General features: G+C 51.5%; 21 protein-coding genes. 16 read left to right on the top strand and 5 right to left on the bottom strand.

What is annotated here, in order from left to right:
* The first annotated feature begins 244 nt into the window (after nucleotides 1–244).
* From bamD to B5G10_RS09120, 7 genes are all read left to right on the top strand, one after another.
* The gene (gene bamD / locus B5G10_RS09150) at nucleotides 245–1048 is read left to right on the top strand and encodes an outer membrane protein assembly factor BamD (RefSeq protein ID WP_206396562.1); all 804 of its coding nucleotides are present in this window, start codon (nucleotides 245–247) and stop codon (nucleotides 1046–1048) included.
* 12 nt (nucleotides 1049–1060) lie between these two features.
* Nucleotides 1061–1396: a DNA-directed RNA polymerase subunit omega gene (locus tag B5G10_RS09145; protein ID WP_025279566.1), complete on the top strand. Its 336-nt coding sequence runs from the start codon at nucleotides 1061–1063 to the stop codon at nucleotides 1394–1396.
* Between the two features lie 141 nt (nucleotides 1397–1537).
* Nucleotides 1538–2464 carry a transcription antitermination factor NusB gene (nusB, locus tag B5G10_RS09140; RefSeq protein ID WP_087424431.1) on the top strand — a complete coding sequence of 309 codons (927 nt, stop codon included), beginning with the start codon at nucleotides 1538–1540 and terminating at the stop codon, nucleotides 2462–2464.
* A 69-nt stretch (nucleotides 2465–2533) separates the two neighbouring features.
* Nucleotides 2534–2872, top strand: coding sequence for a preprotein translocase subunit YajC (yajC, locus tag B5G10_RS09135; RefSeq protein ID WP_087424430.1), 339 nt, complete (start codon nucleotides 2534–2536; stop codon nucleotides 2870–2872).
* 122 nt (nucleotides 2873–2994) lie between these two features.
* Nucleotides 2995–4059, top strand: coding sequence for a hypothetical protein (locus tag B5G10_RS09130; RefSeq protein WP_143241107.1), 1065 nt, complete (start codon nucleotides 2995–2997; stop codon nucleotides 4057–4059).
* Nucleotides 4056–4631 (top strand): dephospho-CoA kinase, encoded by a 576-nt coding sequence (gene coaE / locus B5G10_RS09125; RefSeq protein WP_087424428.1) that lies wholly within the window; start codon nucleotides 4056–4058, stop codon nucleotides 4629–4631. The genes B5G10_RS09130 and coaE overlap by 4 nt, the downstream gene beginning before the upstream one ends.
* 97 nt (nucleotides 4632–4728) lie before the next feature.
* Nucleotides 4729–5184, top strand: a complete 456-nt coding sequence (locus B5G10_RS09120; RefSeq protein WP_087424427.1) for a DUF5606 domain-containing protein — start codon at nucleotides 4729–4731, stop codon at nucleotides 5182–5184.
* 143 nt (nucleotides 5185–5327) lie between these two features.
* Here the strand turns inward: B5G10_RS09120 and B5G10_RS09115 are convergent, their stop codons facing one another.
* The 4 genes from B5G10_RS09115 to B5G10_RS09100 are packed head-to-tail and all read right to left on the bottom strand — an operon-like array spanning nucleotide 5328 to nucleotide 10162.
* A complete protein-coding gene (locus B5G10_RS09115; RefSeq protein WP_087424426.1) occupies nucleotides 5328–7421 on the bottom strand; it encodes a ComEC/Rec2 family competence protein in 2094 nt (697 codons plus the stop codon).
* Nucleotides 7422–7473: 52 nt separating this feature from the next.
* Entirely contained in the window at nucleotides 7474–8361 is an 888-nt protein-coding gene (locus B5G10_RS09110) for a LysR family transcriptional regulator (protein ID WP_087424425.1), read from the bottom strand.
* Nucleotides 8358–9128 (bottom strand): shikimate dehydrogenase, encoded by a 771-nt coding sequence (locus B5G10_RS09105; RefSeq protein ID WP_087424424.1) that lies wholly within the window; start codon nucleotides 9126–9128, stop codon nucleotides 8358–8360. The genes B5G10_RS09110 and B5G10_RS09105 overlap by 4 nt, the downstream gene beginning before the upstream one ends.
* Nucleotides 9129–9145: 17 nt before the next feature.
* Nucleotides 9146–10162: a hypothetical protein gene (locus tag B5G10_RS09100; RefSeq protein WP_087424423.1), complete on the bottom strand. Its 1017-nt coding sequence runs from the start codon at nucleotides 10160–10162 to the stop codon at nucleotides 9146–9148.
* Between the two features lie 287 nt (nucleotides 10163–10449).
* On the opposite strand from B5G10_RS09100, the gene B5G10_RS09095 reads away from it, so the two are divergent.
* From B5G10_RS09095 to dnaA, 3 genes are all read left to right on the top strand, one after another.
* The gene (locus B5G10_RS09095; protein WP_087424437.1) at nucleotides 10450–11619 is read left to right on the top strand and encodes an N-acetylmuramoyl-L-alanine amidase; all 1170 of its coding nucleotides are present in this window, start codon (nucleotides 10450–10452) and stop codon (nucleotides 11617–11619) included.
* Between the two features lie 34 nt (nucleotides 11620–11653).
* Nucleotides 11654–12538 carry an MlaD family protein gene (locus B5G10_RS09090; protein ID WP_087424422.1) on the top strand — a complete coding sequence of 295 codons (885 nt, stop codon included), beginning with the start codon at nucleotides 11654–11656 and terminating at the stop codon, nucleotides 12536–12538.
* 346 nt (nucleotides 12539–12884) lie between these two features.
* On the top strand, nucleotides 12885–14285 hold the full coding sequence (gene dnaA / locus B5G10_RS09085; RefSeq protein ID WP_087424421.1) for a chromosomal replication initiator protein DnaA: 1401 nt from the start codon (nucleotides 12885–12887) through the stop codon (nucleotides 14283–14285).
* 88 nt (nucleotides 14286–14373) lie between these two features.
* Here dnaA and B5G10_RS09080 read toward each other — a convergent pair whose 3' ends face one another.
* The gene (locus B5G10_RS09080) at nucleotides 14374–15123 is read right to left on the bottom strand and encodes a nitroreductase family protein (protein ID WP_087424420.1); all 750 of its coding nucleotides are present in this window, start codon (nucleotides 15121–15123) and stop codon (nucleotides 14374–14376) included.
* A 118-nt stretch (nucleotides 15124–15241) separates the two neighbouring features.
* Between B5G10_RS09080 and B5G10_RS12595 the strand changes: the two genes are divergently transcribed.
* The 6 genes from B5G10_RS12595 to B5G10_RS09050 all read left to right on the top strand — a co-directional run bounded on the left by B5G10_RS12595 (nucleotide 15242) and on the right by B5G10_RS09050 (nucleotide 24338).
* Nucleotides 15242–15622: a hypothetical protein gene (locus B5G10_RS12595; protein ID WP_143241106.1), complete on the top strand. Its 381-nt coding sequence runs from the start codon at nucleotides 15242–15244 to the stop codon at nucleotides 15620–15622.
* Nucleotides 15623–15854: 232 nt separating this feature from the next.
* The gene (locus B5G10_RS09070) at nucleotides 15855–18386 is read left to right on the top strand and encodes an adenosylcobalamin-dependent ribonucleoside-diphosphate reductase (protein WP_087424418.1); all 2532 of its coding nucleotides are present in this window, start codon (nucleotides 15855–15857) and stop codon (nucleotides 18384–18386) included.
* Nucleotides 18387–18632: 246 nt separating this feature from the next.
* On the top strand, nucleotides 18633–19196 hold the full coding sequence (locus tag B5G10_RS09065) for a flavin reductase family protein (protein WP_087424417.1): 564 nt from the start codon (nucleotides 18633–18635) through the stop codon (nucleotides 19194–19196).
* A 2-nt stretch (nucleotides 19197–19198) separates the two neighbouring features.
* Complete coding sequence (locus tag B5G10_RS09060) at nucleotides 19199–20599, top strand: amidohydrolase family protein (protein WP_087424416.1); 1401 nt, start codon at nucleotides 19199–19201, stop codon at nucleotides 20597–20599.
* A gap of 23 nt (nucleotides 20600–20622) precedes the next feature.
* Entirely contained in the window at nucleotides 20623–21486 is an 864-nt protein-coding gene (locus B5G10_RS09055; protein WP_087424415.1) for an AraC family transcriptional regulator, read from the top strand.
* A 167-nt stretch (nucleotides 21487–21653) separates the two neighbouring features.
* Nucleotides 21654–24338, top strand: coding sequence for a 4-alpha-glucanotransferase (locus tag B5G10_RS09050; RefSeq protein ID WP_087424414.1), 2685 nt, complete (start codon nucleotides 21654–21656; stop codon nucleotides 24336–24338).
* Nucleotides 24339–24424 lie beyond the last annotated feature (86 nt).

Here is a 24424-nt window from a genome sequence, read left to right as displayed (position 1 = left end):
CCTCTTGATGGCTACCGCAAAGTTACTGATGTTCTAATCGAAAAATTTTCTAATGCTTATAACTTATTGATGTTTAATAATTAAACCCTTGTCGGAGAATTTTTCTCCGGACACTAGTGCGTCGATACAAATATTGTTGTGGCCGATAAATAGAAACCATTTATCGCAGTCTCCGTTAAATTTCCATTATTTCTTTTCCATATTCGGCCGAAATCTCTAACTTTGCAACCTGATAAAGTAACGAATAATGCGAAAACTCATCTGTTTTATCGTTTGTGCTTTGCTCCTGGTATCGTGCGGCGAGTATAATAAGATACTGAAAAGTACTGATTATGAGCTCAAATACGACTATGCCAAGAAGGCATTCGAGCGCAAGAAGTATATGCAGGCAGCCACCTTGCTCGAGGAGTTGGTGGCCATCTTCAAGGGTACCGACCGGGCAGAAGAGTCGCTCTATCTGTTGGCCCGCAGCTACTATCTCAATAAGGACTATGTAACGTCGGGCGAATATTTCCAGGCCTATTACAAGAATTATCCCAAAGGCGAATATACCGAGCTGGCCCGCTTCTACTGCGGCTATGGCTATTACCTCGATTCGCCCGAGGCCAAGCTCGACCAGACGGGTACCTACAAGGCTATCGACGAAATGCAACGTTTCCTCGACTACTTCCCCAACAGCGAGCGGGCCAAACAGGCACAAGATATCATCTTTGAACTGCAAGATAAGCTGGTTTACAAAGAGTTGCTCAATGCCCAGCTCTATTACAACCTGGGCAACTATATGGGCAACAACTACCAGTCGGCTATCATCACGGCGCAAAACGCATTGAAAGAGTATCCCTATACCCGCTATAAAGAGACCCTCTCGATGCTTATCCTGAAGTCGAAGTATCAGGAGGCCGTGCAAAGTATCGAAGAGAAGAAACCCGAGCGATTTCGCGATGTGATCGACGAGTACTATTCGTTTATCAACGATTATCCCTCGGGTCAATATACCAAGGAGGCCGAGAATATATTTAAGGTGGCTAACAAATACGTAAAAGATTAATCTTTAATAATAATGGATTACAAGAAAACAAATGCACCGACAAACACCGTAACACGCGATATGGTGGCTTTGTCTTCCGACACGGGAAACATTTATGAGACTGTATGTATTATTGCCAAAAGAGCCAACCAGATTGCCGTTGAAATGAAAGCCGACCTGGAAAAGAAACTCCAGGAGTTCGCTTCGTGCAACGATAATCTCGAGGAGGTCTTTGAGAACCGCGAGCAGATTGAGATTTCGCGCTACTACGAGAAGCTGCCCAAACCCGTCCTCATCGCTACGCAAGAATATATAGAAGGTAAGATCTATTACAAAAACCCCGAAAAGGAAAAATCGGCTATCGAATAATAGCCTGCCAGGTATAAATGCAAGCCGCACTATCGAGATGGAATAGTGCGGCTTGCAGATTTTTCTCGCCCTGTCGCATCGATACAGGCGAGGGTAGAGAGTGACCGAAAAAAATAAAACGCACAATTAGTTCATTAAAATATGATCAATAGAATACTAATCCGTTCCAAAGTCATACAAATAGCCTATTCCTATTTTTTGACCAAAGACAAGACGGTGATGGATGCCGAGAAGGAGCTCTTTTTCAGTTTCGAGAAATCCTATGAGTTGTATCATCTGTTGCTCACGCTGATGGTCGAGCTCACCGACACGCAGGCTGCCCGGGTCGAAGCTGCCCGCATGAAGTTCCTGGCGACTCCCGAGGAGAAGAATCCCAACATGCGTTTCGTCAAAAACCGTTTCATCGAGCAGTTGCGAAATTGCAACGACTACAAGGATTATCACGAGAAGAAGCCCATCACCTGGACCAACGATCCCGAGTTCTTGAGAGATTTTTCGGAGCGGATTGTCAAGAGCGACATCTACAAAGAGTATATGGAGGCTCCCGAAGACTCGTATGAAAACGATTGCGAGTTCTGGAAAAAGGTGGTAAAGAACATGTTCTGCACCGACGAGGAGTTGCTCGACCTGCTCGAACAGAAATCGCTCTACTGGAACGACGACCTGGAAATTATCGCCACCTTTGTATTGAAAACCATCAAACAGTTCAGCGAGCAAAACGGTGAGTCGCAGTCGCTTCTGCCCATGTTCAAGGACGACGATGATGCCGAGTTTGCCAAAGAGCTCTTCCGCAACACCTTGTTGCATGGCGACGAGTATCGCAGCTATATCGAGAATTTCATTCGCAACTGGGAGATCGAGCGGGTCGCATTCATGGATATCGTCATCATGATGGTAGCCTTGAGCGAATTCTACAAATTCCCGTCGATACCTACCCGTGTAACCCTCAATGAATACATCGAGCTGGCCAAATCGTACAGCACCTCCAAGAGCGGGCAGTTTGTCAACGGTGTGCTCAATGCCATTGCCGACAATCTTAAAAAAGAGGGCGTTCTGACAAAAGAGTAAAAAAATTGTTATATATTTGTGGACCCTCATTTTCGAGGGGGACACCTATAAATTATTAAAAACTAAATTATGACAACATTATCTATTCTTTTACAATCGGGAACCGGGACCGGAATGTCGGGCGGCATGTCGAGCATCATCATGATGGTAGCCTTGATTGCAATCTTCTATTTCTTCATGATCCGTCCGCAGACCAAGCGTCAGAAAGAGATCCGCAAATTCCGCGAGTCACTCACGGCAGGCGATAAAGTCGTTACGGCCGGTGGCCTGTTTGGTAAAATCAAAGAGGTGAAAAATGATTCCTTCATTGTCGAGATTGCCGAGAATACTCGTGTGCGCATTGCCAAGGATTCGGTCTATCCGTCGGTAGCCGATGCCAAAGACAATACTGCCCAACAAGGCAAGTAAGCCTCCTTTGCGATAGCGTATTTTACGCCGAGAAGATAAAAAGATAAAGTTTTTTATCGGTAGAGACCATCGGTCACGATAAAAAACTTTATCTTTGTTGTATATAGCCATTGCGAGATTGTATGAAAAAGAACATTTCGGCCCGCATAGTCACCCGATTCAAGGCAATTGTCCGTAAGATAGGCGCTACATTCCGTCAGGAACGCACGCGGGAGTTGTTTACATTCCTGGGTTTCGTGCTTCTGTCGCTGGTATTCTGGTTCATGCAGGGATTGAACGAAGAGGTAGAAACCTCGTTTGAAATCCCGGTCGAGTTACAAGACCTCCCCGAGAGGACGACCCTTATCAACGATTTGCCCACCCATATGGAGGTGCGCATACGCGACAAAGGTCCCGTGATGCTGGGCTATGCCATTGAAGGTCTGTCGCCCATGCGCATCAACTTTCAGGAGTATGACCGGGGTGGAAGTTCGTTCATATTAACTCTCCCGCAACTCGAAACCCTTCTGCGCAAGTCGTTGCGGCCCACAACCACCATCCTGTCGATTATGCCCGATACGTTGAAAGTGCAATATACCCACAGTGCCGGCAAGCAGGTGAAACTGGTGGTGAATGGGCATGTCTCGACCACCCCGCAGTGTGTTGTGAGCGGCCCCATGACGGCCGATGTCGATTCGGTAATGGTCTATGGCGAACCTGCTTTCCTGAACCGGATAAAGGAGGTCTCGACCGTCGAGTTTTCTACCTCCCGGCTCAGCGATACGTTGCGCACGACTGTGCAGGTAGCACGGATTCCCAATGTGCGCGTTGTTCCCAGCGAAGTGACGGTGACCATTCCTGTCGAAGAGATGACCTCCAAACTGCTCAACATACCCATAGAACCTCAAGGCGTGCCGTCAAACTGGTCGCTCATCACCTTCCCCTCGTCGGTACAACTCTCGTGCATGATGCCCTTCAGCCGCTTTGCAGCAGTCAGCGAAGAAAACTTCCTGGTGGGTGTCGATTATGCCGATTTGACGAAACGCCCGGCTCCCGGAAAACTGTGCATCAGGGTATTGAAGTATCCCGAGTTTGTGCGTAACATCATACTCTCACAAGATAGTGTCGATTATATTCTGGAACAAAAGAGACCGGTCTTTGACTATGTAAACGACTCGGTCGTAGTCTCGATTCCCGATACCATATGAAACGAATAGGAATTACTGGGGGCATAGGCAGCGGCAAGTCGGTCGTGTCGAACCTGTTGCGGGTGATGGGTTACCCCGTCTATGATACCGACTCCGAGGCCCGGCGCCTCATGAATACCTCGACTGAGTTGAAACGTCAAATTGTCGAGGCCTTCGGTCCCGATGTATATGCCGGTGGGGTGCTCGACCGTCCTCGATTGGCCTCGCTGGTCTTTGGCAATCCCGAGCAGATAGCCCGGCTCAATGCCATCGTACATCCCGCCGTGCGGCACGACTTTGATCGTTGGAGTCGCAGTTGCCGGGCCGATATCTGTTTTGTCGAGTCGGCCATCCTGTATGAGTCGCATCTCGACCGCCTGGTCGATGAAGTGTGGCTGGTCACCGCCCCCGAGGCCTTGCGCATCGAGCGGGTGCAGCAGCGCAGCGGGCTCACGCCCGACGAGGTGCGTCGCCGCATCGCCTCGCAAATGAGCGACGAGGAGCGGGGCCGACGGGCAACCCGTCTCATCTGTAACGACGGTCGGGAGTCGCTCATTGCTACCGTGCTGTCGCTGTTGGGAGCCGTGCGGTAAGAAAAAATTTTCTCCCGATAAATCGATTAAACCCGACAAGTATATTATTTTTGCAATTCAAATTGATTAAGTCATTAAATATAAAACACCAATTTTTATGTTGAAAACGATCTTATCTATCTCTGGGAAACCCGGTTTGTACAAGTTGGTATCTCAAGCTAAGAATATGTTGATTGTCGAGTCGTTGCAGACCGGTAAGCGTCAACCTGCCTATGCACATGAAAAAATCATTTCGCTGGGCGATATTGCCATCTTTACCGATGAGGACGATGTGCCTCTGGGCGAAGTGTTGGAATCGATTAAGAAGAAGGAAAACGGTGCCAAGGCATCGATCGATATCAAGAAGGCCGACTCCGAGGCTTTGCGAGCCTATCTGGCCGAGGTGCTTCCCAACTTCGACCGCGAGAGAGTATATGTGACCGATATCAAGAAACTCATCAGCTGGTACAACCTGCTGGTCGAGACCGGAAATACCGACTTCGTTGAGGAGAAGAAGGCCGATGCCGAACCCGAAGAGGTGGAGCCGGCTGCCGAGAATACCGAGAGCAAATAAAGTCTGTCAAAACCGTGGGGGCAGGAAGCCTCCGTTGCGTAACAATAGTACAAAGGGCTGTGAATCGCATGAGCGATCACGGCCCTTTTCTGTAATCTCTTTTCTCATGAATCGCCGGTTTTTCCCTTGGGGTCTGCCACGCTTCAGGGAGTATATACCCAGGCCCCTTGCGAGCGCACGTCGTGGCAGGGTATTCCCCGTTTGTAGCAATCGTTCATCCACGAGCGGGCGCGGGCGGGATGCACGTTGGCACCGATGATGACGTGGCCTACCTCGAAGAGTCGTATAGCGTCGGCAAGCCGTCCGTCGAACCGTCGGTCGATGATGGCATAGTCCACCCGTAACGGTTTGTGGACCGAGTGTTGCTGCCACAGGCAAGAGTCGAGCAAGAGCAGCCGTTTGCCATAAAACTCGACAAAGGGGTAAGCGATGAAGATCTCCTCGTTCTGGAATACTCCCGATTTGGGCCCGAAGAGTTTGTGGGTCTTATGCCCGTTTTGTTGGCGATAAGCCTCGCCCGCCAACTCTTCCGACCGGGGTAGTGAGTCGGGCAAAAGCAGGTAGCACCCGGTTGGATCGCTCAATTGGACTACGGTCGATGGCTCACTCTCGTAAACCACCATCTCGGGGCGGGGTGGGTGATAGGTCGCCAGGTCGGCCGTCAGGAAAACGATTCCCGCTCCCAGCGTGGCCCAGAGAAGACGTTTCGAGCGACGCTTCACGGTCAGATAGGCCAGCACCCCGCCTGCCAGGTAGAGCCACAGATAGCGCGGGGCCAGCCACACCCCTTCGATGTGGCTCCCCGGCAACTGCTCGATATGGTTGCTCAACCACTCGATCGACTGTAACAGCCAGTCGGTAGCTGTCGCAATCCATACATAGGGGAAGTGCAGTGACGTGAGTAAAAGCATGAGCAGAGCCAAGCCGAAGATGAGAGGCAGCAGGGGTAATACCACGAGGTTGCCTATCAAGAAGAGCAGGGGGATGGTATGGAAATAATAGATGGCGATGGGAAGGGCTCCGATTTGGGCCGCCAGCGAAACGGCTATGCAGGAGCTGGCCCAGCGTACGACAACGTGCGGCGACTTGCCCCCTATATTTAGCCGTCGATAGAAAAGCAGGATGGCGGCTACGGCAGTAAAACTCATCTGGAATCCCACGTCGAAGAGTAGATGGGTATCGTAGAGCAGCATGAAGAAAGCGGCAGCAAACAGTGCGTTGAGCGAACTGTTGCGCCGTTCGAGCAGTTCGGCCGTCAAGAGGAAGGAGGCCATGATGCAGGCACGCACAGCCGAGGGCGACAACCCCGTTATGCAGGCATACAGCCATAGTGCGAAAAGCGTGAGCAGAGGGCGCAGCCGGCGCCCCCATTCGCTCCAGGCGAGAGGGAAGAGCAGCAGATAGACCAGCGAAGCCACCACGCCCATGTGGAGTCCGCTCACGGCCAGGATATGCGACAGCCCCGCCGCCGAAAAGGCTTGCCGCAGCTCTTGTGGAAACCCTTGCCGGTCGCCCAGCATAAGGGCCTTTAGCAGCAGGGCACTGTGCGGTGACAGGCGGCAGGTGTCGATTTGGTGTGCGAGTTGGCTTTGCCTGGTGGTGACCCACTTCCAGAATCCCGACCGGGGCTGGTGGCCGATACATCGCCATTTCGAGTCGGTGATATATTGGCTTTGGACGATTCCTTGGTGTCGCATGAATGAGGCAAAGTCGAAATCGCCGGGGTTACCCCCGACGTCGATGGGTTGCAGATCGAATTCAAAAGCCACCTGGTCGCCGTAGTCGAGGCGTCGGGCTTGGAGACTTTTCTCGAAATAAAGAGCTACTTTCTCGCGATAGGGTATGGCCTGTCCCGTCGTATCGATTAGAGCCGTGAGGGTAGCCGGGCAGTAGTAGGCGTTGTTTTTCTCGGCGGCTCGTTGGTCGATGTGAGCCACGGCTACGGGATAGAACTCCTCGGGTAGCGGGTCTCGTTGGTGCTGCGTGGCATGCAGGATGGCCCCCAGGGAAAAGACGATGAGGAAGAGGCCCCAGCCAAAGAATCGGCGCCGGCGATATTGCTCCTCGATGCGGCTGCGACCGGAGGCCGCAATCCACAACGTCATACCGGCCAGGGCAGGCAGGGTACAACTCCACACGGGGAGGTGGAGCAGATGCTCCCCCACAATGCCCGCCAGCAGCGGGACAAGCAGTCGTATGAAAGGGGTGCGCGCGGCCGACAGAGGACTCCGGGTCATGACTATGTTTCTCGAGTATTAGACAAAAGGTGAAGCAAGGGGCGATCGGCGGTCAGAATCTGCGGGTCATGTAGCGCATGAAGTCCGAGGCCAAGCCTCCGGTTTGCCCGGCATTCTGCACAAAGCAGAACTCTCGTTCGCAAGCGAAGTCGGTCACCTCGATAACTTTCAGTCGGCCGTCGGCAATCTCGGTCGATACGGCTTGTATCGACATCATGCCCACGCTGTCGGTGTTGTAGAGGAACCGTTTGATGCCCTCGGTCGTACCCAGCTGCATGACGACATTGAATTGCGACAGCTTCAGCTGCTTTTGAGCCAGTGCTTTTTCGAAAACCTCGAGGCTGCCCGAGCCGCTTTCGCGAATGACCAGAGGCAGTTGCCGCAACTCGTCGAGCGAAATCTCTTCGAGCCGGGCCAGTTTACTGCGGGTGCTGGCGATACACACCAGTTCGTCGCGCATGAAAGGGGTGTAGTGCAGGTGATTCTGCCGGCTCACCCCCTCGATGAGTCCCAGGTCGATGCGGCTCTCTTCGACAGCTCGCTCGATGTCGCGGGTGTTCCCGTTGATAAGCGATAGCTTTATCTGTCTGAATTTCTGACTGAACGTGGCCAGGTAGGGCGGCAATACATATTGGGCAATGGTGGTGCTGGCTCCCAGCCGCAACTCCCCGATGTGCCGCTGGGTGAGCAGATTCATCTCAAAGTCGAGCTGCTTGTAGTGCGAGAGGATCTTTTCGGCATGAGTCAGAAGCAGTTCGCCCTCGGGCGTGAGGGTAATGTGGGTGCCCATGCGCTCAAAGAGTCGGGTGCTGTATTCGGCCTCGAGTTCCTGTATGTGTTTGCTGATGGCAGGCTGGCTCACATACAGCTCTTTCGATGCTTTGGTAAAGCTGAGGTTGTGGGCTACGCTGCAAAATACTTTTAATCTGAAATCTATCATAATGCGGGGAGACTTGTGGGTGATTCGTTCCAAATGTCCCAGGCCGCCAATGCCTGGAGATGCAGCATCTCGGTGCCGTTTTTGGTGGTGCATCCCTGTCGGGCCGACAGGTCGAGAAAGCGGGTTACCTCGGGGTTGTAGATGAGGTCGTAGCAGAGGTGCCCGGGGGTGAGTGCCTCGTAGGGAATACGGGGGCACTCGTCGGTATGGGGATACATGCCCAGCGGAGTGGTGTTGACGACGATGCGGTGGCTGGCCATCAGGTGGGGGGTGAGGTCGTCGTAGGCGATGATGTCGCCGCGCCGTTTGCGCGAGACAAAGGTAGCATCGATATGCAGCGACTTCAGCCCGGCATAGACCGCTTTTGAGGCACCGCCGGTGCCCAGGATAAGGGCTTGTCGCATGTCGTCGTCGATGAGCGGGGCGATTGACCGGGTGAACCCGATGATGTCGCTGTTGTACCCTTTGAGCCACACTTGACCGCCGGGGCGTCGTGTAATCTGAATCACATTCACGGCACCAATCTCGCGGGCTTGGTCGTCCAGTTCGTCGAGCAGGGCGATAACCTCGGTCTTGTAGGGTATCGTCACATTCAATCCGCACAACTCCTCACGCTCGGCGATGAGTTGGCGCAGGCCGTCGAGGGAGGCCATTTCGAAATTTTCGTATGAGGCGTCTATCCCTTCACGCTCAAACTTCTCCTGGAAAAATGCGCGGGAAAAGGAGTGCCCCAGGGGATATCCCACCAATCCGTATAGTCTTTTCATAAGTTCTCAAAAAGAGGTTATCCGTTGTACTTCGATTCGGTCAATATCTCACCGGCGTTGTCGGGGGTAGCCAGCAGTTCGGCCGCGCTCATCTTCTTGGCCCGGGCATATCGCTCGACAATCTGGTAGCCTATCCATCGGCCCAGCCGTCCGGGAGAGTCCTGGTTCAAGTCGGCAACAAACGGGGCCGGTTCTATGTATTTGTGGATGAGCATCGACTCGGTGTTGAACAGGTGTTTGCGGGCTATGATTTGCCGCCATATCTCGGCCTCGTTGGTCTGGCACCATTGAGCCTGCTCGTCGGTATAGCCCAGGAGCCGATACACGTCGGCCTGTGAAAATATCGAGGTGAGGGCATAAAGAATTTTTCCCTCATATACCATGCGGTCGAGCAGTGCATTCCGTTTCGACTGGTAGGGATAGCAGGTGCGCAGCCACACTTCCAGGGCGTCGTAGGCGATGCGATTGCTCTCGTGCAGGGGCCTCTCATATATATAATAGCGTTGCTCATAGAGGGGATAGCCGGCACCCAGGTAGCAGTCGAGCGAGATGGAGAGCAGTGAGTCGATGGTGATGATCGACTGGTTCAGTCCCGATACATGCGTGAGCAGGCGGGGCAGGGTACCTTGAGGAAATTGCTGGCTGTAGCGGGCGAAGGCCTGTTGCAGGTCGGTAGTCCAGGTCGTGTCGTTGGCAAATTGCGATTCGGTGTCGGCATAGAGTTTGGCAATGGCCTCGTGTGTGAGGAACATATGCAGCCCCTCCTTGAACGCCGGAGCATCGCCCAGTCCTAGTATTTGCCGGCAGTAGATGGGGAAAAACGGGTCGTATTTCTCTCGAAAAACGGCGGCCGCTGCCGTGTCGGACTCCTGTGCATAGGCAGGTAATTCGCGGTCGAATCGCTCGATAGTCACGGTGCAGCTGTCGATGACCGATGTCTGGGCCGTCGAAGCCCTTCCGTTGCAGGCGACAACGAGCGCGCAGAGCAGGCATATCGCCATCGCATAGCTGTTCAGTTTGTGGAAACGCATCATGATAAAAGTTTTTTTATCGTCTCATTTTTGCAAAAATACTTTTTTCTTTCGAGAAACCCAGCAGGAAGAAACCAGTTTTACAATTTGAGTATAAGGGAATAAATCTCTTTGAATTTGACACTTTTTTCACTCATTATTTATACCTTTGCATTTGGTAAAATGCGAGAATAGGCGAAACCTTGGCCGGGTTTCGTGCCTGCAACTTCCAGGACCCCGGTCGGCCCAATCTTCGCAAGGGACGAAGAGCCCGACTTGTCGGGATTCTTTTAATGACAGTTTATAAATTTATGAAACATTCATATGGCTTGAGGAGGATGCTCTCCCTCTTTTTTGCTCTTTTGCTCGGACTCTCGGTAGCCTCGGCGAAGGACTTTGTGCTGGTAATCGATGCCGGTCACGGGGGGCGTGATGCCGGAGCTCTTGGCAACAAGGCCAAGGAGAAGGATATCAACCTGGGCGTCGCTTTGAAACTGGGGCGCATGGTCTCCAACAATGTGCCGGGTGTGAAGGTGGTTTATACCCGCGATAAAGATGTTTACCTCACTTTGCAGGAGCGGGCCAACAAGGCCAACCGTGTGGAAGGCGACCTGTTTATCTCGATTCATACCAACTCGATCGACAAGAAATCGCCCAATCGCAAGACGGTAGCCGGCGCCTCTACCTGGACCCTGGGTCTGCACCGCAGCAAAGAGAACCTCGAGGTGGCCAAGCGTGAGAACTCGGTAATCTATCTCGAGAGCGACTTTTCGACCCGTTACGAAGGTTTCGATCCCAACTCGACCGAGTCGTATATCATCTTTGAGTTCATGCAATACAAGCACATGGAGCAGAGTATCAACTTTGCCTCAGACATACAGCATGAGTTTGTGTCGGTAGCCAATCGGGTCGATCGCGGTGTGCGGCAGGCCGGGTTCTGGGTATTGGCCAAGACCAGCATGCCGGCCGTACTGGTCGAGCTCGATTTTATCTGTAACCCCACGCAAGAGCGTTTCCTTACCTCAGATAGCGGGCAGACCAAAATGGCCCAGGCCATCTATAATGCCTTTGTCAAATACAAGTCGGACTATGATCGCAAGCAAAACTCACGCAAGAGTTCTGCCCCGGCCACATCGACACCGACTCCGGCGCCTGCACCGACTCCAGCACCTGCTGTCGATGAGCCCGAAACGAAACCCGAGCCTCGGGAAACCAAGCCCTCGCCAGCCGAACAAGACGACGCTTCGGGTGTTACCTATTATAAGGTACAGTTTATGGCATTGCCCCGCAAGTTGCCAGCCAATTCCAAAGAGTTCAAAGGACTCTCGCCGGTCGAGTCATACAAAGATGGAGGTATGTACAAATATACCTACGGGAAATCGACCAGTCGAGATGATATACAAAAACAATATAAAAAGGTGAAGTCGTTGTTTCGCGATGCCTTTATCATACAGTTCCGTGACGGAAAGCGTGTAAAGTGAGAGACAAGAAGATTTCCCAATTAAAAAGACAATTATGAAAAAGTGGTTTGGAAAAGAAGCTAAGATCGCATTGTCGGTTCTTATCAGTATCTTGATTCTGTATGTAGGCATCAACTATTTGAAGGGCATCAATGTGATGAAACCCTCCAATTACTATTATGTACAGTTCCCCAGTGTGGCCGGTTTGGCTCAGTCGGCACCGGTAACGATCGATGGTTACAAGGTGGGGCTCGTGCAGGAAATCGTGTATGATTATGACACGAATCAAACAATAAAGGTATTGTTGAATCTCGATAAGAAATTGAAGATACCGGTCGATAGCCGGGTCTATCTCGAGACCGATATGTTGGGAACTTCGTCGGTAGTCATCGACTTGAATCCCCATGTGAGCGAATATTACGAGCATGGCGCTCTGTTGCAGGGCGAAGTGAAGTCGGGGCTGATGCAGAGTCTCCAGGCCGATCTGTTGCCTCAGGTAGCCGTGCTGTTACCCAAGCTCGACAGTATCATCACCGGGTTGCAAATTCTGGTCAACGACCCGGCATTGGCCTCGTCGGTGAAACGTATCGACCACATTACGGCCAATCTGGAGCGCTCGTCGGCCCAGCTCTCGGGTATGATGCAAAACGATGTGCCTGTGATTCTCGACAACGTGCAAGGCATTACGGCACAAATCAATCAGTTCTCCGACACACTCAACACCCTGCCGTTGCAATCGACCATGGCTTCGGTGCAAAAGACCAGTTACAATTTGCAACAAATCACCTCGCGACTCACCTCGCCCGACAACAGTTTGGGCCTGCTGTTGAACGACCGTGCACTCTACGATCGAGCCAATGGGGTATTGGGAAGCGTCGATTCGCTTATGATTGATTTGCGGCTCAATCCTAAGCGGTATGTTCATTTCTCATTGTTTTAATATGTGAATGAATTTTCTTATTTATAACTATTCTAAATAAGAGAGTAGCCGTAATTTTTTTTGTAATTTTCCCAAAGTTACCCTTATAGGGGTTTATAGCCCCTTTCTGAAGGCGTGGAAAAATATGAGCCGGAAAGTATAATGCAGGTGTAAGTGCTTGAAAAATAAAGTAATGATAATTTTTGGGGATTGAAAAAATTTGTTGAAAGGAGTCTCTTTATAAGAACTTTGAAATCAACCGCTTGTAATCGAAATGTAAAATGCAAATATTTTTCGATTTGTTTTTGAGGAAAAATAATTTGAATTTTGTAAACGCAAAAGTTTTTTGATAGAAGATTTACATAAAATGGGTTCAGAACAACACGTGCAGTTGTGGGACCAATGTCTAACAATTATCAAAGACAACATAAACCAGGAGGCGTTTGACAGTTTGTTCAAACCTATCACCTCTTTGGGCGTTGACGACGATAATGTGTTGACTTTGCTTGTCCCTTCACATTTCGTGATAGAGCAGATTGAGGAGCACTACCTCAACCTGCTGAAGAAGGTTTTGCCTCGAGTTTACGGGGCAAACGTAAAGTTGGTATATCGTGTGCAGATAGTCCGTCAGCCCGAGGCTACGGTCGATCTTTCGGCCACGACCAAATCGACTGCTGTCAAGCAAATGCAGCAGACGATGCCCGACCTTTTGGACCCTTTCAAGCAACGCGTATATGATGAGCTCGACCCCCGCCTGAACCCGATTTACACTTTTGAAAGCTACTATCAGGGGGCAAGCAACATGTTGGCGCGTACTGCAGCCGAGTCGATTGCCGCCAATCCCGGTCGCAACACCTTCAACCCCCTCTTCCTCTTTGGTGAGTCGGGGGTGGGGAAGACCCACTTGATTCAGGCTATTGGCTTGCGCATCAAGGAGAATAATCCCGCTGCACGGGTACTCTATCTGTCGGCACACGATTTCCTGGTACAATATACCGATGCCGTCCGCAACAACCGGGTAAACGACTTTATCAGTTTCTACCAAAGCATCGATGTGCTGTTGATGGACGATATCCAGGAGTTTGCCGGGAAGACCCAAACGCAGAATACCTTTTTCCATATATTCAACCACCTGCATCAGAGCAACAAGCAACTGGTACTTACCTGCGATCGTCCGCCGGTCGAGTTGGTGGGGATGGTATCGCGCCTCTTGACCCGTTTCAAATGGGGCTTGACGGCCGAGGTTGAGCGTCCCGACTACAAGTTGCGCTACGATATCCTCATGAGCAAGGTACATCGCGACGGTCTGACCATCGACGAAGAGGTTATCGACTACATCGCTCGCAACGTGACCGATAATGTGCGTGACCTCGAGGGTGTAATCGTGTCGCTTATGGTTCGCTCGAGTGTCTTGAAAAAGGAGATTTCGATCGAGATGGCCGACCAGGTGCTGGCTGCCAGTGTGAAGATGGTGCAGAAGCAAATCACAATCGACATGATCAAAGAGGCGGTTTGCGGATACTATGGCTTGGATGCTTCGCGTTTGCTGGCTCGCACGCGCAAGAGAGAGGTGGTCGTTGCTCGACAGATATCGATGTATCTGGCCAAGAAATACACCACTCTTTCGCTTGCCGGGATAGGTGATGTGTTGGGTAAGAAAGACCATGCTACCGTACTCCATGCCTGCAAGACCATTGCCGATCAGATAGCGGTCGATAAGAAACTGAAAACCGATCTCGAGGAGATTGAGCAGCGCATACAAGGATAGTTTAAGAACATAGAATAAAAAGGAAAGCCTCGCGATAACATATCGCGAGGCTTTCCTTTTGTCGTTTTACAGTCCTGTGTAATTGGGATTACTCGGGCAGTTTGAAACCCTGCTTTACAATAAAGTCGAGATAGATTTTGGAGAACAGCTCGTTGTTCTCGCGAGTGTAACGTATATCGGTGAAGACCTGGGCCAGGCTCTCCTTGTGATTTTCGGCCACAAACTGACGGTTCTCGGGCAGACTCTCTTTTTCGGCATAGAGTCGTCGTATATCTTCAGGGGTATAGTCGCGATACGTCTCGTGGTGAACAATCGCCTCGAGGGGCAATCGATCGACCTGAGCCGGCATGTCGGCCGGGTAGCCCACGGTGAGAGTTGTGATGGGAATCACGAGGCGGGGCAGTTGCAAAGCCTCGGCAATTTGAGGGGCATTGTAGGTTGTAGTCCCCAAGTAGCAGCAACCCAACCCAGCCAGTTCGGCTGCCGTGCAGAATTGCTGGGCCACCAGCAGAGCGTCGATGGCTGCAGTTACAAACGACTGGAAGTTGTCATAGCCCGGTTGGGCCTGATTGAGTTCGCACCATTTCACAAAGCGATTAAAGTCGGCGCAAAAAGTAAGTACTACCGGAGCATGAGTCACCGTGGGTTGGTTGAAGTGAGCCGGAGCCAGACGTTCTTTATTTTCCCGGCTACGGGTAACCACTACACTATACACCTGCATATTGCCCGTAGTGGGGGCGCGGAATGCCGTCTCGAGCAGGTCGTTGAGCAGACTGTCGTCGATATCTCTATCGAGGTATTGTCTTATTGTTCGTCTCTCTTTCAAATTGGTTATCATAGATCAATTGGGCTAAGGATAAATTTTTTCTTGCATACAAAGATAGTGAAAGTCGAAAGTAGAAAAACAAGCTTGCTTGATTTTTATACTGAGACGCATCCTATTTTATCTAAAGATAGTGAAAGTCGAAAGCAGAAAAACAAGCTTGCTTGATTTTTATACTGAGACGCATCCTATTTTATCTAAAGATAGTGAAAGTCGAAAGCAGAGACAAACGGAAAAACTTGTTTTTCAAGTTTGGCTATACCGAGCCGCCTCCTTTCTTCTGGAAAGATATGAAAGGGAGAGCGCAGAGGCAAACCGAGGAACAGAAAGTTTTCAAGGTTGGGATATGCAAGTAGTTTGGCTTTGTGATAAAAAATCTAAAAAGAGGTTATTGAAATCGCATGTCGATGCTGCTGTGCCGGTTTCACTCCGTTACTTTATAATATTGAATAGAAAGATAAATTTAGGTAAGCTTTCTATTTGCCTGGTACAGGCTTTATTATACGATGTATAGGGCTTGATTTTAAAAATGGAAAACTTTTCTCATTTCTTGATTTTTTAAACATTTGATAATCAGTAATTTTGTATTTCAAATTGGGAAACTTTGAAAAATGTTGATAATTAAAAATGATATTATTTGTGTATATAGAATGTTTTGTGTAAACTTGCACTGTAAATCTTTTCTTCAAAAAATCTTTGCTTAGGGAATTAACTTATTAATATAAACAGAAAAACATTTTACTCTTGTGGAACCAACGATTTATACTTATGACGAAGCCTACAAAGCATCGTTGGAGTATTTTAAAGGTGATGAGCTGGCTGCCCGTGTATGGGTCAACAAATACGCTCTGAAAGATTCGTATGGGAATATCTATGAAAAGACTCCCGACGACATGCATTGGCGCATCGCCAATGAGATTGCTCGCATAGAGCAGAAGTATCCCAATCCGTTTTCGTCGCAAGAGCTGTTCGATTTGATGAAATCGTTCCGCTACATTGTGCCGCAAGGGAGTCCCATGAGCGGTATCGGTAACAACTACCAGATCGGTTCGCTCTCCAACTGTTTTGTGATTGGTCTCGACGGTGCTCCCGATTCATACGGAGGTATCATTAAAATTGACGAGGAACAAGTACAGCTGATGAAACGTCGCGGTGGAGTAGGGCATGACCTGTCGCACATCCGCCCCAAGGGTTCACCCGTGAAGAACTCGGCCCTCACCTCTACGGGGTTGGTTCCGTTTATGGAGCGTTACTCCAACTCGACCCGTGAGGTGGCACAAGATGGTCGCCGCGGAGCCTTGATGTTGTCGGTATCGATCAAGCATCCCGACTCCGAGTCGTTTATCGATGCCAAAATGGTCGAAGGCCGGGTAACGGGCGCCAATGTTTCGGTAAAAATTCACGACGATTTCATGGAAGCTGCCATCGACGGCAAGCCCTATGTACAACAATATCCCATCGACTCGCCCGATCCCAAGGTGACCAAGACGGTCGATGCACGAGCTATATGGAAAAAAATCGTGCACAACGCCTGGAAATCGGCCGAACCCGGAGTTCTCTTTTGGGATACTATCATCAGAGAGTCGGTTCCCGACTGCTACGCCGACCTGGGTTTCAAGACCGTATCGACCAACCCCTGTGGCGAGATACCTCTTTGTCCCTACGACAGTTGCCGTCTGTTGGCCATCAACCTCTACTCCTATGTAGTAAATCCGTTTACCCCCGAGGCCTATTTCGACTTTGACCTCTTCCGCAAACATGTGATGCTGGCACAACGCATCATGGACGACATTATCGACCTCGAGATGGAGAAGATCGACAAGATTATCGAGAAAATCAAGTCCGACCCCGAGACCGACGAGGTGAAGAGCACCGAACTCAACTTGTGGTACAAGATACAGAAACGCACCCTGCAAGGTCGTCGTACCGGCGTGGGAACGACCGCCGAGGGCGATATGATAGCCGCTATGGGATTCCGTTACGGGACCGAAGAGGCCACCGACTTCTCCGAGAAGGTACATCGGGCTTTGGCTTTGGCCGCATATCGTTCGTCGGTTATGATGGCCAAGGAGCGTGGCGCATTCTCGATTTACGACGCCGACCGAGAGGTCAACAATCCTTTCATCAAACGATTGAAGGGCGAAGACGAAGAGCTCTACAACGACATGTGCAAGTATGGTCGTCGCAACATTGCCTGCTTGACGATTGCTCCCACGGGCACCACGAGTTTGATGACACAGACGACCTCGGGTATCGAGCCGGTGTTCATGCCGGTCTATCGTCGTCGTCGCAAAGTGAACCCCAACGATCCTGCCGTGCATATCGACTATGTCGATGAGACGGGCGACGCTTTTGAAGAGTATGTCGTTTATCATCATAAATTCATCACCTGGATGCAGGTCAACGGCATTGAGGTGAAAGAGAACTATACCCAGGAGGAGGTCGATGCCCTCGTAGCCCGGTCGCCCTATTACAAGGCTACGGCCAACGATATCGACTGGCTGCAGAAGGTGCGCATGCAGGGCCGAATCCAGAAGTGGGTCGATCACTCGATAAGCGTGACCATCAACCTCCCCTCCGATGTAAGCGAAGAGATGGTAGGTGAACTCTATGTCGAAGCTTGGCGTTCGGGTTGCAAGGGATGCACGGTCTATCGCGACGGTTCCCGCTCGGGTGTGCTCATCTCGGCCAAGAAAGAAGAGAAGAAACCCGTTGTTCCTGCACAAGCCGAAACATTGGTACGCCCCATCGAGTTGGAGGCCGATGTGGTTCGCTTCCAGAACAACAAGGAGAAATGGATTGCCTTTGTGGGCTTGAAAGATGGTAAACCCTACGAGATATTTACCGGTCTTGCCGACGACGACGACGGTATCTTCTGTCCCAAGAATGTGGTGAAAGGTAAGATCGTGAAGGCCGTGAACCCCGATGGGACGAAACGCTACGACTTCCAGTTCTCCAACAAACGTGGATACAAGACGACAATCGAAGGCCTCTCCGACAAGTTCAATCCCGAGTATTGGAACTATGCCAAACTCATCTCGGGTGTGCTTCGTTACGGTATGCCCATCCCGCAAGTGCTCAAGCTGGTATCGAGTCTCGAGCTCGACAGCCAGTCGATCAACAGCTGGAAAAACGGTGTGGAACGTGCCTTGAAGAAATACCTGCCCAATGGTACTAAGGCCAGCGGACAAACCTGTCCCAACTGTGGCAACGAGACGCTCATCTATCAAGAGGGGTGCCTCATCTGTACCTCGTGCGGTACTTCGCGTTGTGGATAATAATTTGGTTACAACGATAAGAAATGAAAGTCCCGGGGGCGAGTTCTTTACAGAGCTCGCCCCCGAGTGTTTTATCCCTGTACCACGACTACCTCGGGGCGATAGGGTTATTTCAGTTGTTTTTGGAAGATGATAGGTATTTTTGAGCTGCATACCAACAATAAATGAGCCGTAAACTAACGTATGCCCGGTGTTCATGTCTTAGTTTTGCAACCGAAACACAAATCCTTAAAACGTAGATCAACGATGAAAAAGAACATTGGAAATGCATTGGCATTATATCCCACCCCCGTGGTAGTGGTGGGTGCCCGGGTCAATGGGAAAGCCTCGTGGAGCCTGGTTGCACATGTAGGTATTGTTGCACACGACAGGTTGCTCGTCAGTCTGTATGGGGCTCACTATATAAATTCGGGAATCAAAGAGAGTCGTCGGTTGTCGGTAAACATAGTTACCGAAGCGCTATTGCCCAAAGCCGACTATTGCGGAATCGTTTCGGGAAACAAGGCCGATAAGAGCCTTCTGTTCAATTGTGTAGAGGGTGAAGATGGAACGCCTATGGTGGGCGAGTCGCCCTTGACCATGGAGTGTCGAGTCGAGGATATCTATGAGTGCAACGGTTTTGAGAACTTTATTTGCAGTATCTCCAATACCTATGCCGACGATTGCGTGCTCGGCGAGAATGGCAAACTCGACTACAACCGACTCAAACCGGTACTTTTCGAGTTTCCCACCTATCAATATTTGCGCACGGGCAGTGTCATAGGGCATTGTACCGATGCCGGTAAAGAGTACAAAGAGCATCAGTCATAGATATGAAACGATTTACATTTTTCTTTTTAGCAATGATGAGTAGTAGTTTGGCCGGTATGGCACGTGGGGTGGTAGATGTGCATAGTCACAATATACCCCCTTTCTATCGGGAGGTAATCGAGCAACTCGATGCTGCCAGGGAGGAGGGATTTCCGTTGCCGGCATGGGATGTCGATTCGCATCTGTCATTCATGGACAGTGCCGGTATCGAGTGTTCGGTGCTCACGATGCCCGCACCGCAGCCCTATTTCGGCGACGGCGACGAGTGTAGGCGAGTCGTGCGGCTGTACAACGAGTATGGGGCTCGGTTGAAGTCGGCCCACCCCGACCGGTTTCGGTTTTGTGCATCGCTACCTTTGCCCGATGTCGATGCCGCTGTGGCCGAGGCTGTCTATGCTCTCGACACCTTGGGCGCCGATGGGGTGAAACTGGCTACCAACAGTCGGGGACAATACCTGGGCGACGAGGCCCTCGACCCCTTGATGGAGGTGTTGAATAGCCGGAACGCCGTGATTGTTCTCCATCCGCACAGGCCCGTGCCGGTGAACGATTCGCTGGTTGCCACCCTTCCGCTGGCAGTCTATGAATATCCGGCCGAGACAACACGGGCTCTGCTGAATCTTTTGGCCCGTAACATACCGGTGCGCTATCCCAACCTCAAGTTCGTTGTGCCGCATTGCGGTTCGTTTCTGCCGCTGGCCTTGCCTCGTCTGAAAGCGTTGCTTCCGGCCTTGCAGGCTAAGGGACTGATTGGCGATATCGATTTCAAATCCAATCTCTCGCGACTCTATTACGACTTGGCAGGAGCCGCTTCGCCCACGGTTATACGCACCATGCTCACCATTACGACTCCCGATCATATTCTCTATGGCTCGGACTATCCCTATCAGCCGGCTTCTCGGTTGGCTCAAAATTTGCAACAGTTGTCGGCAGCATTGGATACCGACAGGGATCTGGCCCCTTACAAGGCGATGTTTTTGAGTGAAAATGGAGCCCGCCTCTTTTCCTTGCCCTCGACCAATCGCGAGGACTCTGTGGTCGTGCCGGCTGTTGCCGAAGCCGATACCGGCATGTTGGTACGCATCTCCGAGATAGAAATCTACCCCGAGTATCGGGATGCCTATCTGTCGGCCGCCATGGAGGTGGGGGCCACCTCGGTGCGTGAAGAACCGGGCGTGATAGCCATATACCCCATGATACAACAGCGCGACTCATGCCAGGTGCGCATCCTGGAGATTTATGCCAATGACGAGGCCTATCGTCATCACCTCACGACCCCGCACTTCATCACTTACAAACAGGGCACACTGCACATGGTCAAGTCGCTCGATTTGGTCGATATGATACCCATGAATCCGGCGGCCATGCCAGCAATATTTCTCAAGATGAAAGGCGATAAGTGATTGTTGCATATTATCTTTGTGCTATGAACGAAAGGATGGAAAACCTGGTCAACTATGAGGATATTCTGCTGAGTTGCAGTATTCCGCACGACATGCACGTGGAGCATCGCATGCCGGCTCACTCCATCATATATGTGCGCTCGGGCAAGTTGGTCATTGCCGGGCGAGAACAGGTCGATGAGGTCGCAGCCGGTCAGTATGTGTTTATTCGTCGCGACTGCTCCATCGATGTTACCAAGGTCCCGGTCGGGGGAGATCCCTATCGGGGCATCAACTTTACCCTCCCGCGCAAGGAGTTGAAAGAGTATTACAATCGCATCGCCGGCTCCTGTAAGAAGATGCGCGGCATAGCCCCGATAGAAAAGACGGTGAATATTTTGCCGCAGACGGTTGCTCTGAAGAGCCTTTTCGACTCATTTCTGCCCTATACCGATAGTCATGAGATGCCCACTCACGAGTGGTTGCAGTTGAAAGTGAGTGAGGCTATCATGGCCCTGCTGGCCATAGATTCTCGGTTTTATCCCACTTTGTTCGACTTTAACGAAGTGTGGAAAATCGACCTCATGGAGTTTATGGAGAACAACTATACCGAGGACCTCTCTCTCGGAGAGTTTGCCTCTTATACCGGGCGGAGTTTGGCTACATTCAAGCGCGATTTTGCCAAAATAAGTACCCTCTCGCCTCAGCGGTGGATTACCGAGCGACGACTGGAAACAGCCAAAAGTTTGTTGCTGGCCGGGGATGTATCGGCACAGGATGTCTGTTATCGGGTTGGGTTCAAAAATCGGTCGCACTTTTCGCAAGCCTTCAAAAAGCAATATGGCTATTCACCGGTCAATTATCTGAAACGGGTTCGCGATACGACATGGCGAGTAGAAAACGATTGACCTCACCGGCGATGGGGCAGAGTCTCTTGTATGATGTCTGTCCCACATCCGTTTTTTTTAGGGTAAGACCGCGTTTTTTTTCGCGAAAAAGCGAGTTCACGTTGGTCGGTTTCTCTGTAAAGTTTTCTATCTTTAGGACTCCAATTTTACAATAAAAGAGGATAACAATGAAAATAACGTTTGAGATATATTACCACACCCGTTGGGGCGAATCGCTCATGCTCTCGGGTGGAACCGAACAACTGGGAGCGGGAGACGAAAGCCGGGCCGTGGTAATGGACTATAAAGGAGACGGGCTGTGGAGCTACACGATCGAGGTACCCGCCACGATAGCCGCTTTTGAGTATCGATATCTGGTGAAGTCGGGCGATGAGGTACGCCGGGAGTGGAATCGTCCCCATCGTTTTGAACCGGGCAAGAAGGCGGCCGAATATCGGCTGCTCGACAGTTGGCGCGATTGCCCCGATGATCTGCCGTTCTATTCATCGGCCTTCACGCAGGGCATTTTCTTTCGCCAGCATCCCCAGCCACAACCCGGGGTACCGGCTGCCGGTACCATCACCTTCAAGGTATTTGCACCGCAACTGCGACCCAACGAGCAGTTGCTCCTGGTAGGCAGTTCGCCCGCTTTGGGCAACTGGGATCCCATGCAGGCACCGGTCCTCGACGATACCGATTTCCCCGAGTGGCACATCACCCTCGATGCCGCCCAGGTAGAAATACCCTTTGAATACAAGTTTGTGGTAGTGCGTTCTCATCCGCGCGAGGTCGTGGCTTGGGAAACGGGTGCGAATCAGGTGTGTGGCGAATCGATGCAACCCCATTCGTCGGCCGTTGTCATTTCGGATCTTCGTTTCAACGGAGCCGAGCAACCCTGGAAAGGGGCCGGCACGGCCATTCCCGTATTCTCGTTGCGCACCGACTATGGATTTGGCACGGGCGAGTTTCTCGACCTGAAATATCTGGTCGATTGGGCTTTGCGCACCGGGCAGTCATTCATTCAGTTGTTGCCGGTCAATGATACAACTTTCACCGGAGGTTGGTGGGATTCCTATCCCTACAATGCCAATTCGACTTTTGCGTTACATCCGCAATACCTGCGCCTGTCGGAGGTCGGGCGGCTGAGCAACGAGGCCGAGCAGGCGCGTTTCGATACCTTGCAGAAGGAACTGAACCTGCTGGCCGATGTCGATTACGAGCGGGTGAACCGGGCCAAGATGGAGTATCTGCACCTCCTCTTCGACGAGCAGGGCGACGATACTCTCTCGAGCGAAGGATTCAAGACCTTTTTCAAAGAGAATAAGTTTTGGCTGCAGCCCTATGCGGCATTTTGCAGCTTGAGAGACCGTTTCGGGACAGCCGATTTTACTCGTTGGGGCGAGTTTGCCAGCTACGACGAGTCGATGATTGCCGACTATTGTGCCGTGTGGAGTCCCTGGAACCGGTCGGTAGCCTTTTACTATTACATACAGTATCACCTGCATCTGCAACTCTCCGATGTGCGCGACTATGCCCATCGGGCCGGTGTGGTGCTGAAGGGCGATATCCCCATCGGCATCAGTCGCAACAGTGTCGATGCCTGGGTCAACCCCGACCTCTTCCGCATGAATTGCCAGGCGGGAGCTCCCCCCGACGATTTCTCGATCGAGGGGCAAAACTGGGGCTTCCCCACCTACGACTGGGAGGTGATGGCTCGCGACGGTTATGCCTGGTGGAAAGCTCGGTTGCGGCATATGTCTATCTATTTCGATGCTTATCGCATAGATCACATTTTGGGCTTCTTCCGCATTTGGGAGATTCCGCTCGATGCCGTTCATGGCCTGTTGGGGCACTTCCATTCGGCCATGCCTCTCTCGCCCGACGAGCTGGCAAGCAAGGGATTTCACTTCGATGCCTCGTGGCAGACGGTACCTTACATTCGGGAGGAGTCGCTGCACGATATCTTCGGCCCCTATACCGACGAGGTGAAGATGCGCTTCCTGGTCAACAAGGGAAACGGGCGCTGGGACTTGAATGTGATGATGAACACCCAGCGCAAGGTGGCCGATTACTTCTCGGGTGCCGACGACGAGATGAATATCTTGATACGCGACGGGCTGCTGAAGTTGCTCGACGAGGTGCTCTTCCTCGAAGATCCCGACATGCCCGGCTATTATCATCCTCGTATTCTGGGCAATCGCACCCAGGCCTACCAGGCGCTCGATGCCGACCAGAAGGCCAGTTTCGACCGGCTGTACGAAGATTTCTTCTACTGGCGGCACAACGATTTCTGGAAAGCCGAGGCCCTGCGCAAACTGCCTGCACTTGTGGAATCGACCGACATGCTGGTATGCGGCGAAGACTTGGGTATGATACCCGGCTGTGTGCCCGAGGTGATGCAGCAGTTGCAGATTCTCTCGCTCGAGATACAGCGCATGCCCAAGGAGTGGAATTGTGAGTTTGGCGATGTGAGCCGTTACCCGGTGCGGTCGGTATGTACCACTTCGACCCACGACATGTCGGGGATAAGAAGCTGGTGGCAAGAGGACCCGGCCCGCACGCAACGCTACTTCAACGAGGTGCTGGGTGAGGCAGGCGAAGCCCCGGCCACTTGCGAACCGTGGATTTGCGAGCGCATTGTGGCCCTCAATCTCTCGGCCCCTTCGATGCTGGCTATTCTTCCTCTGCAAGACTGGCTTTCGATTGATGGCCGTCTGCGACGCAAGAATCCCGACGAGGAGCGCATCAATATTCCGTCGTGTCCGCACCACTATTGGCGCTATCGCATGCACTTGTCGATAGAGCAGCTGCTGGCCGAGGGCGAATTCAATACCCGCTTGCGGGAGTTGATTGCACGCAGTGGCAGGGAGTAGAAGGTAGTTTTTTATTCGCCACTCGGGAGAAGTCTCTTTCAATCTCTCGGGACGTCAGATACAGAGAGCCCCCGGCAAACAAACTG

It is taken from the genome of Barnesiella sp. An55, from assembly GCF_002161555.1.
Lineage (GTDB): Bacteria > Bacteroidota > Bacteroidia > Bacteroidales > Barnesiellaceae > Barnesiella > Barnesiella merdipullorum.
This window is presented reverse-complemented; position numbering and strand designations above follow the sequence as displayed.

What these genes read in the sequence shown, in the direction of transcription:
- B5G10_RS09145 (WP_025279566.1), top strand. Translation starts at nt 1,061, where the DNA reads ATGGATTACAAGAAAACAAATGCACCGACAAACACCGTAACACGCGAT.
- nusB (WP_087424431.1), top strand. Translation starts at nt 1,538, where the DNA reads ATGATCAATAGAATACTAATCCGTTCCAAAGTCATACAAATAGCCTAT.
- yajC (WP_087424430.1), top strand. Translation starts at nt 2,534, where the DNA reads ATGACAACATTATCTATTCTTTTACAATCGGGAACCGGGACCGGAATG.
- B5G10_RS09130 (WP_143241107.1), top strand. Translation starts at nt 2,995, where the DNA reads ATGAAAAAGAACATTTCGGCCCGCATAGTCACCCGATTCAAGGCAATT.
- coaE (WP_087424428.1), top strand. Translation starts at nt 4,056, where the DNA reads ATGAAACGAATAGGAATTACTGGGGGCATAGGCAGCGGCAAGTCGGTC.
- B5G10_RS09120 (WP_087424427.1), top strand. Translation starts at nt 4,729, where the DNA reads ATGTTGAAAACGATCTTATCTATCTCTGGGAAACCCGGTTTGTACAAG.
- B5G10_RS09115 (WP_087424426.1), bottom strand. Translation starts at nt 7,421, where the DNA reads ATGACCCGGAGTCCTCTGTCGGCCGCGCGCACCCCTTTCATACGACTG.
- B5G10_RS09110 (WP_087424425.1), bottom strand. Translation starts at nt 8,361, where the DNA reads ATGATAGATTTCAGATTAAAAGTATTTTGCAGCGTAGCCCACAACCTC.
- B5G10_RS09105 (WP_087424424.1), bottom strand. Translation starts at nt 9,128, where the DNA reads ATGAAAAGACTATACGGATTGGTGGGATATCCCCTGGGGCACTCCTTT.
- B5G10_RS09100 (WP_087424423.1), bottom strand. Translation starts at nt 10,162, where the DNA reads ATGATGCGTTTCCACAAACTGAACAGCTATGCGATGGCGATATGCCTG.
- B5G10_RS09095 (WP_087424437.1), top strand. Translation starts at nt 10,450, where the DNA reads ATGAAACATTCATATGGCTTGAGGAGGATGCTCTCCCTCTTTTTTGCT.
- B5G10_RS09090 (WP_087424422.1), top strand. Translation starts at nt 11,654, where the DNA reads ATGAAAAAGTGGTTTGGAAAAGAAGCTAAGATCGCATTGTCGGTTCTT.
- dnaA (WP_087424421.1), top strand. Translation starts at nt 12,885, where the DNA reads ATGGGTTCAGAACAACACGTGCAGTTGTGGGACCAATGTCTAACAATT.
- B5G10_RS09080 (WP_087424420.1), bottom strand. Translation starts at nt 15,123, where the DNA reads ATGATAACCAATTTGAAAGAGAGACGAACAATAAGACAATACCTCGAT.
- B5G10_RS09065 (WP_087424417.1), top strand. Translation starts at nt 18,633, where the DNA reads ATGAAAAAGAACATTGGAAATGCATTGGCATTATATCCCACCCCCGTG.
- B5G10_RS09060 (WP_087424416.1), top strand. Translation starts at nt 19,199, where the DNA reads ATGAAACGATTTACATTTTTCTTTTTAGCAATGATGAGTAGTAGTTTG.
- B5G10_RS09055 (WP_087424415.1), top strand. Translation starts at nt 20,623, where the DNA reads ATGAACGAAAGGATGGAAAACCTGGTCAACTATGAGGATATTCTGCTG.
- B5G10_RS09050 (WP_087424414.1), top strand. Translation starts at nt 21,654, where the DNA reads ATGAAAATAACGTTTGAGATATATTACCACACCCGTTGGGGCGAATCG.